The sequence below is a fragment of the Streptomyces sp. RLA012 genome, assembly GCF_056270325.1.
Window position 1 is genome coordinate 6,720,208 of sequence record NZ_JBWDPA010000002.1, and the last position, 14,630, is coordinate 6,734,837.

General features: G+C 70.4%; 14 protein-coding genes and 2 pseudogenes. 5 read left to right on the plus strand and 11 right to left on the minus strand.

All coding sequences use genetic code 11. The annotated features are described in order from the left end of the window. The first annotated feature begins 24 nt into the window (after positions 1-24). From RV986_RS30955 to RV986_RS30965, 3 genes and pseudogenes are all read left to right on the plus strand, one after another. Positions 25-1,083, plus strand: coding sequence for an aldo/keto reductase (locus RV986_RS30955; protein WP_475920531.1), 1,059 nt, complete (start codon positions 25-27; stop codon positions 1,081-1,083). 46 nt (positions 1,084-1,129) lie between these two features. Continuing rightward, positions 1,130-1,345 (plus strand): annotated as a pseudogene (locus tag RV986_RS30960) (transcriptional regulator); the annotation flags it as partial. A 118-nt stretch (positions 1,346-1,463) separates the two neighbouring features. After that, complete coding sequence (locus RV986_RS30965; RefSeq protein WP_475920532.1) at positions 1,464-2,474, plus strand: helix-turn-helix domain-containing protein; 1,011 nt, start codon at positions 1,464-1,466, stop codon at positions 2,472-2,474. Positions 2,475-2,778: 304 nt separating this feature from the next. On the opposite strand, the gene RV986_RS30970 is transcribed toward RV986_RS30965, so the two are convergent. The 6 genes from RV986_RS30970 to RV986_RS30995 all read right to left on the minus strand — a co-directional run bounded on the left by RV986_RS30970 (position 2,779) and on the right by RV986_RS30995 (position 7,623). Next, a complete protein-coding gene (locus RV986_RS30970; RefSeq protein ID WP_475920533.1) occupies positions 2,779-3,939 on the minus strand; it encodes a serine hydrolase domain-containing protein in 1,161 nt (386 codons plus the stop codon). A 67-nt stretch (positions 3,940-4,006) separates the two neighbouring features. Beyond that, complete coding sequence (locus RV986_RS30975) at positions 4,007-4,468, minus strand: organic hydroperoxide resistance protein (RefSeq protein ID WP_475920534.1); 462 nt, start codon at positions 4,466-4,468, stop codon at positions 4,007-4,009. A 115-nt stretch (positions 4,469-4,583) separates the two neighbouring features. Continuing rightward, the gene (locus tag RV986_RS30980; protein WP_475920535.1) at positions 4,584-5,057 is read right to left on the minus strand and encodes a MarR family winged helix-turn-helix transcriptional regulator; all 474 of its coding nucleotides are present in this window, start codon (positions 5,055-5,057) and stop codon (positions 4,584-4,586) included. 10 nt (positions 5,058-5,067) lie between these two features. Further along, positions 5,068-5,832: an energy-coupling factor ABC transporter ATP-binding protein gene (locus tag RV986_RS30985; RefSeq protein ID WP_475920536.1), complete on the minus strand. Its 765-nt coding sequence runs from the start codon at positions 5,830-5,832 to the stop codon at positions 5,068-5,070. Continuing rightward, positions 5,820-6,581 carry a cobalt ECF transporter T component CbiQ gene (gene cbiQ / locus RV986_RS30990; RefSeq protein WP_475920537.1) on the minus strand — a complete coding sequence of 254 codons (762 nt, stop codon included), beginning with the start codon at positions 6,579-6,581 and terminating at the stop codon, positions 5,820-5,822. Before cbiQ ends, RV986_RS30985 begins: the two co-directional genes overlap by 13 nt. A 1-nt stretch (position 6,582) precedes the next feature. Then, on the minus strand, positions 6,583-7,623 hold the full coding sequence (locus tag RV986_RS30995; RefSeq protein WP_475920538.1) for an energy-coupling factor ABC transporter permease: 1,041 nt from the start codon (positions 7,621-7,623) through the stop codon (positions 6,583-6,585). 184 nt (positions 7,624-7,807) lie between these two features. Between RV986_RS30995 and RV986_RS31000 the strand changes: the two genes are divergently transcribed. Then, on the plus strand, positions 7,808-8,164 hold the full coding sequence (locus RV986_RS31000) for an SsgA family sporulation/cell division regulator (RefSeq protein WP_475920539.1): 357 nt from the start codon (positions 7,808-7,810) through the stop codon (positions 8,162-8,164). A 155-nt stretch (positions 8,165-8,319) separates the two neighbouring features. Here the strand turns inward: RV986_RS31000 and RV986_RS31005 are convergent, their stop codons facing one another. From RV986_RS31005 to RV986_RS31025, 5 genes and pseudogenes are all read right to left on the minus strand, one after another. Then, complete coding sequence (locus RV986_RS31005; RefSeq protein ID WP_475920540.1) at positions 8,320-8,871, minus strand: DUF3455 domain-containing protein; 552 nt, start codon at positions 8,869-8,871, stop codon at positions 8,320-8,322. Between the two features lie 131 nt (positions 8,872-9,002). After that, a pseudogene (locus RV986_RS31010) lies at positions 9,003-9,140 on the minus strand (FtsK/SpoIIIE domain-containing protein); the annotation flags it as partial. A 178-nt stretch (positions 9,141-9,318) separates the two neighbouring features. Beyond that, complete coding sequence (locus RV986_RS31015) at positions 9,319-10,080, minus strand: class I SAM-dependent methyltransferase (RefSeq protein ID WP_475920541.1); 762 nt, start codon at positions 10,078-10,080, stop codon at positions 9,319-9,321. A gap of 233 nt (positions 10,081-10,313) precedes the next feature. Then, on the minus strand, positions 10,314-11,984 hold the full coding sequence (locus tag RV986_RS31020) for a penicillin-binding transpeptidase domain-containing protein (RefSeq protein ID WP_475920542.1): 1,671 nt from the start codon (positions 11,982-11,984) through the stop codon (positions 10,314-10,316). Between the two features lie 97 nt (positions 11,985-12,081). Continuing rightward, positions 12,082-13,716 carry a penicillin-binding transpeptidase domain-containing protein gene (locus tag RV986_RS31025; RefSeq protein WP_475920543.1) on the minus strand — a complete coding sequence of 545 codons (1,635 nt, stop codon included), beginning with the start codon at positions 13,714-13,716 and terminating at the stop codon, positions 12,082-12,084. Positions 13,717-14,055: 339 nt separating this feature from the next. On the opposite strand from RV986_RS31025, the gene RV986_RS31030 reads away from it, so the two are divergent. Then, a complete protein-coding gene (locus RV986_RS31030; protein WP_475920544.1) occupies positions 14,056-14,622 on the plus strand; it encodes a GNAT family N-acetyltransferase in 567 nt (188 codons plus the stop codon). Positions 14,623-14,630 lie beyond the last annotated feature (8 nt).

Genomic DNA, 14,630 nt, shown 5'->3' on the forward strand with positions numbered 1-14,630 from the left:
CCTCTGCTCGAAGGAAGGCTCCCCATGCAGTACAGGACCCTCGGCCGCACCGGCGTCCAGGTCAGCTCGCTCGCTCTCGGGACGATGAACTTCGGCTCGTTCGGGAACACCGCCGAGGCGGAGACCACCGCCATGGTGCGGCGCGCCCTGGACGCGGGCGTCAATCTCATCGACACGGCCGACGCCTACTCCGGTGGTGTCTCGGAGGAGTTGGTCGGCAAGGCGCTCAAGGGGGTCGACCGTGACGCGGTGGTCCTGGCCACCAAGTTCCGTCTGCCGGTGGGGGACATCACCAGGGTGGGCGAGTCGAAGGGGCCGGAGGTCATGAACCGGCAGGGCGGTTCGCGCCGTTGGATCGTGAAAGCCGTCGAGGACAGCCTGCGCCGGCTGGGCACCGACCACATCGACCTCTACCAGATGCACCGTCCCGACCCGGCCACGGACATCGAGGAGTCGCTGTCGGCGCTGACCGATCTGCGGCGCGCGGGCAAGATCCTCTACATCGGCTCCTCCACCTTCTCCGCCGCGGAGGTGGTCGAGGCGCAGTGGATGTCCGAGCGGCGCGGGCTCGCGCGGTTCGTCGCCGAGCAGCCGCCGTACTCGATCCTCGTGCGCGGCATCGAGGCCGATGTGCTGCCGGTGGCGCGGAAGTACGGCATGGGGGTGCTGACGTGGAGTCCGCTGGCGAGCGGGTTCCTGTCGGGCAAGTACCGGCCCGGGGGTGTGGCCGAGCAGTCGCACCGGGACCGGCTCGCGGCCGGGCGCCCCATGCCGCCGGCCACCGCCGACGACATCCGCAAGCGTGAGGCCGCGGAGCGGCTCTACGTCCTGGCCGAGGAACACGGCATGTCGCTCATCGAGATGTCCCTCGCCTTCGTGACCAGTCACCCGGCCGTCACCAGCGCGCTGATCGGCCCGCGCACCATGGAGCAACTGGACGCCCAGCTGGCCTGCGCCGACCGGGTGCTGTCCACCGAGGTCCTCGACCGCATCGACGAGATCGCCGCCCCCGGCCGCACGATCAGGCCGGCCGACGCCCACGCGGTCAACCCGGCCCTTGAGGCGCCCAACCGCCGCCGCTGAGCCGACGTCCCGGCCGCCACCGGAGCGGGGCGGCGGCCGCCCCCTGGAGGGGCACGCCGGAGTGCATCACGGCCTGATCCAGATGCTGAAGTTCGCCGATGGCGCGGCGGTCGGACGTTGCCCAGATGCGTTCAACGGTCGTCCGGTCTCAACCCCCAGGGATCTTCGTATCCTTGAACTGCGATATGGCATGATCCGGGCGCAGGCTCTCACGCCGAGAGAGTCGCCGGCCTTCATCGAGCGAGCGCGGGGGGCACTATGAGCGCCACGGAACTCCACTGGTTCAAGAGCAGCTACAGCGACAGCAGTGACATCAACCACCTCACGGTCGCCTCCACCGCCTGGAAGCGATTCGTCACGCACGTGTCCGACCACTGACCGTGTTGCACGAGTCGGTCTTCCGCAGCATGGATCTGCCGGTCGGCGACCGGTTCGAGGCATGGACGCAGCGCATGGGCCGTACACACGCGCCCATGCAACTGGCCAGCGACCACACGGCGGACTACCGCGCGCACCAGCGCCTGATCGAGCTGGGCGACGTCACGGTGTGGCCGGCGACCTTCGATCACCTGGTCTTCCGTCGGACACCGAAGCTGATCCGCCAGTCCGATCCCGAGGTGTTCCACCTCTCCCTCCTGCTGCGGGGAGAGGGAGCGGCCGCCTGGGGCAGACAGCAGGCCGCCTACCGGGTCAACGACATCCACACCAACTGTTCCTCGCGGTCGTACGAGATCCACACCGGCGCCGACCCGGTCGGCCTCGTGGGAGTCGAGATCCCGCGGGCACTGGTGGCGCTGCCCGCGAACCGGGCCGACCAGGTGATCGGCAGCCGGATCTCGGGCCGCGAGGGAGTCGGCGCGCTCCTGGCGCAGGTGCTCATGCAGTTGGCCTCGGACACCGGCTCCTACCAGCCGTCGGACGCGCCCCGGCTGGGAACGGTCGTCGCCGACCTGGTCACGGCCGTCTTCGCGCACGCGCTGGACGCCGACCGCCTGCTGTCGCCGGAGACCCACGGCCGGACGCTGACCCTGCGCATCAAGGCGTACATCCGCCGGCATCTGGGCGACCAGGAGCTGACCCCCGCCAGGATCGCCGCCGCGCACCACATCTCGCGCAGCCATCTGTACCGTCTCTTCCAGGCCGAGGGACTCACCGTGGCCTCCCACATCCGCGATCAGCGGCTGGAGAGCGCCCGCCGCGACCTCCTCGACCCGGCACTGCGCGCGCTGCCGGTCCACACCGTCGCAGCCCGCTGGGGCTTCCCCCGCGCCGCCGAGTTCACGCGGGCCTTTCGCGGCGCGTTCGGCGTCCCGCCGAGCGAACTGCGCAGGCAGGCGGTGGCCAAGGAGCGCGAGGCGGGCCCGGAAAGTCGTGGACTCTCCGCCAACTAGGTGGGGACTGTGTGCCAACGACAGACGGGCGGTCGGCCACGCATCCTGGTGGTCGCCGCGCGTAGAGGTACGGGCGGACCGGAAAGGGCCGGGCCAGGGCCGCGGGGGTGTTCTGGCACGGCCCCGGCCCCGGACTGGTCGGGATGCTGTTGGCAAATCCGCCGCGGGGAACACTCTCCCCGGAAACCGTGAGCACTAGATCGATCTAGTGCTCACGGCTTCCGGCACACATGCCGCGGAGCCGACGTGGCCGACCGGGTTGGCCAACAGCATCCGGTCGGGTACGGGGCTCCGGGCCGGTCGGCTACGACGACAGTGCCGTCCGTACCGCCCGTACCAGCGCCTGTGGCCGAGGGTCGGCCGTCACGCTCTTGCGGAAGCCGTTCGTCACATAGCCGAGGGCGATCCCCGACTCGGGGTCGGCGAAGCCGAGGGCGCCGCCTCGCCCGGGGTGGCCGAAGGACCCGTCGCCCAGCAGGGGCGAGGCACTGCCGTGCAGCATGTACCCGAGCCCGAAGCGGGTGTTGACGACCAGGACCCGGTCGGTGCCCGCGGACTGCTCGGAGCGAGCCGACTCGACCGTCCCCTCGGAGAGCAGTCGCACCCCGTCCACCTCCCCGATCAGCGAGGCGTAGAAGCGCGCCAGCCCCTCCGCCGTGGCGACACCGTTGGAGGCGGGGAGGACCGCGGCCAGGTACGCCGGGTCGTTCTCGTCCGGCTGCGGGGTGATCGCGGCGAAGGCGCGGCGGGTGAGGGAGGAGGGGTTCGCATAGGCCTCGGAGACCGTCCGCTTCGGGCGGGTGCGCAGCGCGCCGGCCGTCGCCGGTGACTCGACCTGGGCGACCCGGCCGACCCGCCCCGCCTCGGCGTCCGGCAGTCCGACCCACAGGTCCAGGCCCAGCGGGGCGGCGATCTCCTCCGCGATCCACGCACCGATCGACCGGCCCGTGACCCGCCGCACCAGCTCGCCCGTCAGCCAGCTGTACGTCTGCGCGTGATACCCGTGGTCGGTTCCCGGCTCCCACGCGGGCCGCTGGGCGGCGACGGCGGCAGCGGCCGTGTCGGGGTCCGCCGCCTCGGCCAGGGTGAGCGGGCGGTCGAGCACGGGCACCCCGGCCCGGTGTGCGAGCACATGCCGGACGAGGGCCCGTTCCTTGCCGCGCGCCTTGAACTCCGGCCAGTAGTGGCCCACCGGAGCGTCCAGGTCCAGTTGCCCGCGCTCGGCCAGCATCAGCAGTGCGGCGGCGGCCACGCCCTTCGTCGCCGAGCGCACGATCTGCGCGGTGTCCCGCTCCCAGGGGGCGGTCCCGTCCACGTCCCGCGTGCCGCCCCACAGGTCGACGACCTTGCGCCCGCCCCGGTACACGGCGACGGCCGCGCCCCGGTCCCCGAGTGTGTCGAAGTTCCGTACGAACGCTTCCCTGACCGGCTCGAAGCCCTCGGCCACTGTGCCGTTCACGTCCACGTCCGTACTCCCTGTCGCCCGACCACCGTCAACAGTGGATGCAACACGCACGCAGAAGGTTCGATTCCTAGCCCAGCAGGATCGTGACCTCGATGTTGTTCCGGGTCGCGTTCGAGTACGGGCAGACCTCGTGCGCCGCGTCCACCAACTTGGCCGCGACCTCCTGGTCGACGACCGGGAGCGAGATGCTCAGGGCGACCGCGAGGCCGTAACCGCGCTGCTTGTTGGGGCCGATACCGACCTTCGCGGCGACGGTGGAGCCGGTCAGGTCGAGGCCCGCGCGGCGGCCCACCAGGACCAGCGCGTTGTGGAAGCAGGCGCTGTACCCGGCCGCGAAGAGCTGCTCCGGGTTGGTGCCGTTGCCGTCCCCGCCGAGCGCGGGCGGCATCGCGACCTTCAGCTCGATCTGGCCGTCCTGGCTGGTGACAAAACCGTCGCGACCGCCGTGCGCGGTGGCCTCGGCGACGTACATGATCTTCGTCGGACGAGTGTCGACGGCGGTGTCGTCGACAGCGGTGCCATCGAGCATGGCGGGACCTCCCCCAGGACGGAAAACACAGAAGTGTGCAAGTACATCGTGCACAAGGTACCGGCTGGTACGAAAGCGCCCGTTACCAGGGGGTAGAAACCGCCGGTAACCCCGGTCAGCGCCCGCGCCCGGCGGCGTCCTCCGCCCGTTCGGCCAGCTCCCACAGTTCCGCCCGCATCCGCGCCGCCTGGTCCCCGCCCAGCCCGGTCGCCGCCAGCAGCGCCTGCGGGACGTCCGTCGCGCGCTCCCGCAGCGCCTCGCCGTGCCCGGTGACCGTCACGAGCACCGACCGCTCGTCCCGCGCCGAGCGCTCACGGCGCACCAGACCGGCCGCCTCCAGCCGCTTGAGCAGCGGTGACACCGTGCCGTAGTCGAGCCGCAGCGCGTCCGCCAGTTCCTTGACCGTGGTCTCGCCGTGCTCCCAGAGGAACAGCAGGACGAGGTACTGGGGGTAGGTGAGACCGAGCTCCTCCAGCAGCGGGCGGTACGCGGCGGTCACCGCGCGCTGGGCCGCGTACAGCGCGAAGCACAGTTGGTCGTCGAGGAGCAGCGACCCGGCCGACGACCCGATGTCCTCTTGTTTCGTCACGCGCCCATTGTCACGGAGTACGCAGGGCTGTCGAGCGCGGATCGAAACCGAAGGGCAGCTCCAGACGGTGGGTGCGCATCAGCTCGTCGTCGGAGAGCAGTTCGCCGGTCCTCCCGTCCGCCGCGATCACGCCGTCGCTCAGGACCAGCGCCCTGGGGCACAGTTCGAGCGCGTACGGCAGGTCGTGCGTGACCATGAGGACGGTCACGTCCAACGACCGCAGGATGTCGGCGAGTTCGCGCCGCGAGGCCGGGTCGAGGTTGGAGGACGGCTCGTCGAGGACGAGGATCTCCGGCTCCATGGCGAGGACGGTCGCGACGGCCACCCGCCGCCGCTGTCCGAACGACAGATGGTGCGGGGGACGGTCGGCGAAGTCGGCCATGCCGACCTGTTCCAGGGCCGTACGGACGCGTTCCTCCAGCTCGGCGCCCTTCAGGCCCGCCGCGGCCGGTCCGAAGGCGACATCCTCCCGCACGGACGGCATGAACAGCTGGTCGTCCGGGTCCTGGAAGACGATGCCGACCTTGCGCCGGATCTCGGCCATGTGCCGCTTGCCGACCGGGAGTCCGGCCACCGTCACGGTTCCGGCGCCGCCGGTCAGGATGCCGTTGAGATGGAGGACGAGGGTGGTCTTGCCGGCGCCGTTCGGGCCGAGCAGCGCGACCCGCTCGCCGCGCGCGACGAGGAAGTCGACGCCGAAGAGGGCCTGATGGCCGTCCGGGTAGGCGAAGGCGAGGCCGGAGACCTCCAGAGAAGCGGTAGTCACAGGGTCCATCCCAGCAGACATACGACAAGGGCGGCCAGCGGCAGGGTGAGGGCGTACGACCACTGCGCCCGGGACGCGGTCACCTCGTCGATGACCGGCATGGAACCGGCGTACCCCCGGCTCACCATGGCGAGATGCACGCGCTCCCCGCGCTCGTAGGAGCGGATGAAGAGCGCTCCCGCCGACTTGGCGAGAACACCCCAGTGCCGTACGCCCCTGGCCTCGAACCCGCGCGACTCCCGCGCGATCCGCATCCGCCGCATCTCGTCCGTGATGACATCGCCGTACCGGATCATGAAGGACGCGATCTGCACGAGGAGCGGGGGCAGCTTCAACCGCTGCAGTCCCAGCAGCAGTTCGCGCAGTTCGGTCGTCGAGGCGAGGAGTACGGAGGCGGCGACGCCCAGGGTGCCCTTGGCGAGGACGTTCCAGGCGCCCCACAGGCCGTTCACGCTGAGCGACAGGCCGAGTGCGTCGACCCGCTCGCCCTCCGCCACGAACGGCATGAGCACGGCGAAGGCGACGAACGGGATCTCGATCAGCAGTCGCTTGAGCAGGAAGGCGGCCGGCACCCGGGCCTGGTACGCCACCGTCGCGAGGAGCGCGGCGTACAGCGCGAAGGCCCACATCGCCTCGCGCGGGGTGGAGACCACCACGACGACGAAGGCGAAGGTCGCGGCGAGTTTGGTGTGCGGGGGCAGGGCGTGCACGGGCGAGTGACCGTGCCGGTAGAGCCGGTGCGCGTGGCCGGCGCCCACCTCAGGCCACCTGCGAGGGGGAGAGGTCGGCGGTACGGCGCCTGCGCACCGCCCAGAAGATCCCGCTGCCCGCGACGACCGTGACGCCGACACCGATCACGCCCGCGAGGCCGCCGGAGATCCGGGCGTCGGAGATGTCCTTGACGCCGTACCCGGCGAGCGGGGAGTCCTCGGTGTGGTGCTTCTTGGTGTTCTTGTCGATGCCCTGGTCCTTGGCGACCTTCTCCAGGCCGTCGGGGCTGGCGGAGGCGTAGAAGCTGACGAAGCCCGCCAGGACGAGGGAGGTGACGAGGCCGACCGCCCACACCCGGCGGCGGGAGGTCTGGGCGGCCACGGGAACGGCGGGGGCGGGTGTGTCGACCAGCTCGCCGCCCACCCGCAGCTTCAGCCGCTGCTGCAGACCGCGCGCCCCGTACACCAGATCCGGTCGTACGGCGATGACCGCGCCGACCGTGAGAGCGGTGATCGTCGCCTCGCCGATGCCGATCAGGACGTGCACGCCGATCATCGCGGTGGCGACCTTGCCGATCGGGACGTCGGTGGTGCCGCCGAGGGCGTAGAGAAGGGTGAAGGCGACGGCGGCGGCAGGGACGGAAAGGAGCGCGGAGACGAAGGCGGCGATGGTGATGGACCGCTTCTTGCGCGGCAGGACCTTCACCAGGCCGCGGAAGACGGCGTAGGACACGACCGTCGTGACGATCGCCATGTCGGTGATGTTCACGCCGAGCGCGGTGAGGCCGCCGTCGGCGAAGAGGATGCCCTGCATCAGCAGGACCACGGAGACACAGAGGACCCCGGTGAAGGGGCCCACGAGTATCGCCGCGAGCGCCCCGCCGAGCAGATGTCCGCTGGTTCCGGCCGCGACCGGGAAGTTCAGCATCTGTACGGCGAAGATGAACGCGGCGACCAGGCCGGCGAGCGGCGCGGTCTTCTCGTCGAGTTCACGGCGGGCGCCGCGCAGGCTCACCGCGATGGCACCGGCTGCGACCGCCCCGGTGACCGCGGAGACCGGGGCGTTGATGAATCCGTCAGGCACATGCACCGTTCGATGATAGTGCCTTGTTGCGAACGGTTTGCAAGAGCGAGATGGCCATGAATAGTCGCGGACGACCGGGGAACCCGAGGAGCGGGAGGGATCCGCGGGCGATTTCTGCGGAATGTGCGACATTGGAGGGGTGACAGATTCATAGATTCCGCACAGGTGACACAGCGTAAGGAGTCGGTCCATGTCCGCCGTCGAGCAGTACGCACGCGCCCACATCGTCACCGACACCGCAGACTCCGCCGAGGATGAACACCAGGTCGTCCCGGTTTTCCTCCGTTATGACCCCGAGGACGACCCCCGCAAAGTGCGCGTCACGCTGCCCGGCCCCCATGAGTGGGCCTTCGCCCGAGATCTGCTGGAGCGGGGACTCCGGGCGCCGGTCAGCAGTGGTGGCGTGAGCGTGTGGCCGTGCGGCCGGGTGCAGGCGGTGGTGGAGTTCCACTCACCCCAGGGGGTGGCGGTCGTGCAGTTCGACTCGAAGACACTGATCCGCTTCCTGCGCCGTACGTACATGGCGGCCGCGCCGGTGCCGCACTGATCCATCGGTTCTTATGTGGTTCACATGGAACGGTTGTCACGACTGACTCGTGGGGTTGCCTCCGCGGGCGGGACCGTCACCGAGCAACGGCAGGGGCCCCTGGAGATCGTCCAGAGGGCCCCTGCCGTTGTTCTTCACTGCTGTTTCCTACCGCACTACTTCGCGGGCTTGTAGAACGCGTACGTGGCGGAGTAGGGGACGCTGACCTGGTCGGTGCCGGTGCAGGCGGTGGTGGGGGCGACGCCGCCGTGGGTGTTGAGGCGCTGGATGTAGGAGACGCCGCCGAAGACCCCGGTACCGCGGGTGGCGGTGGCCTGCAGGAGGAGCTCGGGGATGGTGCCGGTCTTGGGGGAGGTGGCTATGGCGGCGCCGTTGACGGCACTGCCGTCCACCGTGGACACCCAGACGGGGCCGCGGGAGTGCAGGGCGACGGGGCGGTGGGAGCGGTCGTTCTTGGCCCAGAGGGTGGCGGCGGGCTCCAGCAGCTTCCAGGCGCCGTCGGTGCAGGTGTAGGTCTGGACGCCCGCGGCGGAGAAGACGCCGGTGAGCCGGTTGCCGTCGGGGACCTTCAGCGCGGCGGGGGCGTCGACGCCGGTGCGGGCGGGCTGCGGGGTGGCGGCCTGGCCGGCCGTCGCGCTCAGGAGCGTACCGGCGGTCACGGCGGCGAGAGCCGTGGTGGTGAGGATGAGACGCTTGGCGAGCTTCATCGGGTTTGTCTCCAAAACGTTTTCTGAACGAGGTCGCGGGTGTGGACGCGGACGCTGTGCATGTCCCGGTACCGGAACGGCATGGTCCGCCGAGCTTGCGGAGCCCGGTAAACGATCATGAGAATTCGACCCTGCGTCGTGATGGACCGGGCGACAGCCACGGCGTCCCTGTGGAGATCACCGAGGGTCGTTCCCGCCACGCCGGGATCGTTGACGCGATGACAGATCCGGCCGCCGGGTCGAGCGCGTAGCGCGATGGCGCCGGGGCCCTCGGGCGGCCGGGATTTCCCGGTGGGGATCATCACGCCTCATGAGTAGCGAGTATCGCCGTATGGGTTCGGCTCGACGAGGGCCTATGGGGCATGAGGACGGGCACGCCGCCGCGTACTCGGGGCGTTCGAGGGGCCGTCGATCCGGGGCGGGAGACGCTGTTCAGGGGGGACGCGACTACCTGCCCGCGATGAGCAGGCGGTATCCGTAGTCCATGCTCTGCTGATCCAGCAGGTCGGCGTGGCGGCGATGCCAGGTGGCGGAGTCGAGGTCGGCGCGGAGCCGGGCGATCGCCGGCTCGACGACGGCGGGCGGAAGCTGGGCGAAGGTCGAGCTGGCCCGCCGGACGACCGGGTCGAGGTAGAACTCCGGTCGGCGCCAGTAGGCGCACTGGAAACCGTCGGTGAAGTCGTGCGGGATCGAGAAGGGCACCACGGTGTGCGCGTCGAGCGCGTCGGCGACCTCCGTCAGAGGGGTGAAGCGGGAGTGGTCCAGCTCGCGGATCTCCGGCAGGTACTCCTCAAGCAGCCACAACTCCGGCCGGTGCGCCGGGTCCCAGGTGAAGACGGCCTGCCTGCGGGCGACACGGCGCAGTTCGGCGAGTCCGCGGCGCAGTTCGGGCCAGTGATGGACGGTCAGGACGGCCATGGCCGCGTCGAAGGAGCCGTCCGCGAACGGCAGGGCCTCGGCTGTGGCCTTCACCTTCATCGTTCCAGGGTGTTGGTCGAGCATGACCAGGGAGGGATCGACCGCGGTCACCTCGGCTCCCTCCGGCTCGTAGGAGCCGGTGCCGGCACCGACATTGACAACCGTACGAGCACCTTCGAGTGCCTGGGCGATCAAGGCGTGCAGTCGGGGATCGGGACGTCGTATGTCCCGGTAGCCCATGCCGATGCGGTCGTAGGTCGCCGACGGACGGTCGGCAGCGGCGATGTCCATGAGGCCAAGCTCAGCAGGTCGTCAGGGCGAAGACCATAGATTTGGCATGGGCCGAATGTTGATGTTCCGGCTGAGCTTGCGCGACCTTGCCTCGGTCCGGTTCGCCGTGTCCCCCAAGCACTCGTCGCTCGGCAATTGACCGACGACGGCGCCGCGGCACTGTTCCGCGGTATCGATCCCGGCCTGGGCGTCCCGCATCGCGCCGGGCCGGTCACGCGGACCAGCTCCCCTGACTAGCTCCCCGCCTTGAGCAGCGCCGCCACGATCGGCCCCGCCGTGTCGCCGCCGTGGCCGCCCTGCTGGACGACGCCGGCCGCCGCGAGGTCGCCGCGGTAGGCGGTGAACCAGCCGTTGGGCTGCTTCTGGCCGTCCACCTCGGCGGAGCCGGTCTTCGCGCCGTAGTCGGGGCCGAGTCCGGACATCGCCTCCGCCGCGGTGCCGGACGCCGCCGTGTACTGCATGAGTTCGCGGAGCTGGGAGAGCGTCGTGGCGGGGAGGGCGCGGGAGGCGGTGGCCAGCTTGCGGTTGTCGACCGTCGGAGACACCAGGTACGGCTGGTGGAAGACGCCCGACTTGATCGTGGAGGCGACCGACGCCATGTTCAGGGGGTTCATACGGACCCCGCCCTGGCCGATCAGCGAGGCCGCCATCTGGGCCGCGGACTGGACGGGGACCGAGCCGTCGAAGGTCGGGACGCCGATGGCCCAGTTGTTCATGGACAGCCCGAAGTACTGCTGGGCCTGGTTCGTCAGGTCGGCGTTCTTCAGCTTCTTCGCCTGGCTGATGAAGGCCGTGTTGCAGGAGCGCGCGAAGCTCGCCTTGAACGTGCCGCCCTTGATCTCGAAGTCGTCGTCGTTGTGGAACTTCCAGCCGCCGTACGTGACCGTCTTGGGGCACGGGTGCTGCTTGTCCGCCGAGGCGAGTCCCTTGTCGATGAGCAGCGACGAGGTGATGACCTTCATCGTGGAGCCGGGGGCCAGGGAGCCCTGGAGCGCGGTGTTGAAGCCGTGACCGGTGTTGGCGACCGCGAGGACCTCGCCCGTGGAGGGGCGCATCACGACCACCGACGCCCGTTCCTGCTTGGCGACCTGCTGCTCGGCGTCCGCCTGGAGCGTCGGGCTGAGCGTTGTCTTCACGGTCCCCGGGGTGCCCTCGCTGAGGGTCACCAGGGTCTTGTCGGGGGTCTTCTGGGCGCCCTTGGCCGCGGCCTTGCGGACCACCCGCAGCTCGATGCCCGCCTTGCCGCCGGCGATCTTGCCGTACTTCTCGCGCAGCCCGTCCAACACCGTGCCCAGCGACGGGTACTTCGCCGTGGTGATCTCACCACCGTCGCGGTCGAGCGCGGTGACCGGGGGAGTGCCCGCCTCGCCGGTGACCAGCCGGTCGCCGTCCTGGAGGTCCGGGTGCACGACGGACGGCTTCCAGCCGACCAGCGCCACACCGTCCTCGGCGCGGCGTACGACGGTCAGCTTCGACTCGTACGTCAGGGGCTTGCTCTTGCCCTTGTAGGTGACGGTGGCCTTGACGGAGAACGGGACGGAGGCCCCCGTCGCCCTGCCCGGCGTGAGCGTGACGCCGGTGATGTGGGCGTCCTTGCCGTAGCCGGTGAGCACGGTCGTCGCCGCCGCCGAGTCGTCCGTGGCGGCGGCGGCCTTCGCGAGGTCACCGCTCTGCCAGGCGGTCAGGAACCGCGTGGACAGTGCCGTGACCTCGGCCGTGGACGGGGGACCGGTCTTCACGGCCTTGTGGTGGGCCGTCGTCGACGTCCGGTCCTCGGCCGCCGCACCGCCGCCGTACAGGCTGTAGGCGCCGAACGCCCCGCCGCCGACGACCACGGCGATCAGCCCGCCGACCACGGCGGGCTTCGTCTTCCGTCGCTCGGCGACGCGCCTTCTGTTCCCCACAGGTTTCGATCCTCCGACTGTTCCCCTGGTCCCCCGGCACCCTCATGCTCCTCAACGAGAGCCCCCACCCTAGGGTCCCGCCCTGCCAAGGGTGACTTCAGCCGCCCGTTCGTAGCACAGCTGCGACGATAGGACCGGCCGCATCCACTCCGTGACCGCCTCCCTGGGTCATCGCGGCGGCCGCGATGTCGTTCCGATAGCCGGTGAACCAGCTGTTCGACCTGGACTGGGCGTCGACCTCCGCGGAGCCGGTCTTGGCGCCGATGCTGCCGCCGAGCCCGGCCATCACCTGGGCGGCGGTGCCGCTGGTCGCGGTCAGGTTCATCATCGAACGCAGCTGCGCGGCCGTACCGCTGGGCAGGCCCTTCGCCGTCGCCAGTGCGCGGCCGTCGAGCTTGGGCGACACGATGACCGGCTGCCGGAAGGCGCCCGTCACCACCGTCGCCGTGACCGAGGCCATGTTCAGCGGACTCATCTGGATCTGCCCCTGGCCGATCGCGTTCGCCGCGCGGTCCGGGCCGCCGGAGGCCGGGATGTTGCCGTCGAAGGACGGGATGCCGGTCTTCCAGTTGTTGCGGCCGAGGCCGAACCGCGTCTGCGCCTCCGTCGTCAGCGACTCGTCCGTGAGCGGCTTCTCGTCGATCAGCTTCACGAAGGCCGTGTTGCAGGAGCGCGCGAAGCTGTTGGAGAGGCTCGCCTTCTCGTTCGGCGCGAGGCCGGTGAGGTTGTGGAAGGTCTGGCTCTGCCAGGTCGCGGTCTCCGGACAGGGCGCCGGGCCGTTCATGGTGGTCACGCCGTTGTCGATGAGCATCGCCGCGGTGATGATCTTCATCGTGGAGCCGGGGGCCAGGGTGCCCTGGAACGCCGCGTTGAAGCCGTCCTCCCGGTGGTTGGCGACCGCCAGCACCTCACCGGTGCTCGGCTTCACCGCCACCACGGACGACTCGGCGTACCGCGCGACCGCTCTCTCCGCCGCCGCCTGCGCGCTCGCGCTGAGGGTGGTGCGCAGCTCGCCGGGCTTGCCCTTGGCGAGGGTGACGAGGGTGGTGTCCCCCTCGCCCTCGGTCGCGTGATGGATCGCCAGCTCGATCCCGGCCGTACCGCCCGCCGTGTCGCCGTACTTCTGGCGCAGCGCGTCCAGGATCGGCCCCAGCGAGGGGTACTTCTCCTTCGTCAGGACAACGTTGTTCCGGTCCACGGCCTCGATCGGCGGGCTCGCCGACTCGCCGGTGACCAGCGTGTCGCCCTGCTTCAGCTCGGGGTGCAGGACGGACGGCTTCCAGTCGACCAGCGCCTTCCCGGTGGTATTCCCGCGGACGACGGTGAGCCGGGAGTCGTACGCGAAGGGCTTGGACTTCCCCTCGAACGACACCGTCGCCTTGACGGAGAACGGCACGGAGGCCCCCGTCGGCGCGCCCGGTGTGATCTTCACGCCGGTGAGGTGCGCGTCGGCGCTGTACCCGGCCAGCAGGCCTTCCGCCGTCGTCGCGTAGTTCGTGTACGCCGCGGCCTTGGCGGCGTCGCCACGCTCCCAGGCCGCGAAGAACTTCGTCGAGGTCTCCTTGACCTCCGCACTGCTCGGCGGCCCGGTCTTGACGGCCGCGGGCCCGCCCGTCCCCGAGCCCCCGTCGTCGCTGAGCGCCGACATCACATTGAACGCGCCGTACCCGGCGCCTCCCACCATCACGGCGAACACACTGCCGATGACAGCGGCCTTTGCCCCCTTGCGCATCGTGCGAAACCCTCCCCGTGGACCCCTCCCCCGAACTTCTGAACGCGTTCAGAAAAGTCGATCTGTAGGGCACTGTATGCGGGAGGAGTGGCGAGTGGGGCGAAGGTTCTCCGAATCGTTAAACCCGGGCGCCCGGCCGCATCCGTGAACGCTGATCATCGACCAGGATGGAGGACATGGCCGACGACCTGATCAGTGACCGTCCGAACGAGAGAATCCGACGTGACTTTCCGGATGCCGACGTCGCACGAGGAGTTGCCGGTGCCCTGCGCGTGCCGGCGGTCGAACCCGAAGACTCGCGGCAGAGCACTGCGTCCCGCATGGTGAGAGGGAGCCCCGGTGAGAATCGTCTCCGCCCGGCCGGCCGATGTGTCCGAACTGCTGGCCTTTCGCCAGGAGGCCGCCGTCTGGCTTCAGCGCCTCGGGACCGATCAGTGGCAGCGCCCCTATCCCGTCGGCAAGCTGTCGGCCGCCATCGAGGCGGGCGCGGTGTTCATGGTCGCGGACGGCGAGGAGACGGTCGCGACCATCACCCTCACCCCGCGCCCCGAAGCCGCGGCCGGGCTCTGGACGGTCGCGGAGCTGACGGAGCCCGCCCTCTTCATCGGCAAACTCACGGTGGCGCGCACGCACGCGGGGCGGAACCTCGGCGGGCGACTGCTCGACTGGGCCGGTGACCGTGCCCACCGGGCGGGAGCCGAGTGGCTCCGTCTGGACGCGTGGACGAGGAACGAGGATCTGCAGAGGTACTACCTCGGCCAGGGATTCCGGCATGTCCGCACGGTCACGCAGGGGGCCGCGCTCAACGGGGGCCCCAGGGTCTCGGGTTGGCTGGCCCAGCGCCCGGCCGGCCCGGCGGAACACGGCTTCGAGGACGCGACCGGCGCCATGGGTTCTGCGACATGAGGCCGGCG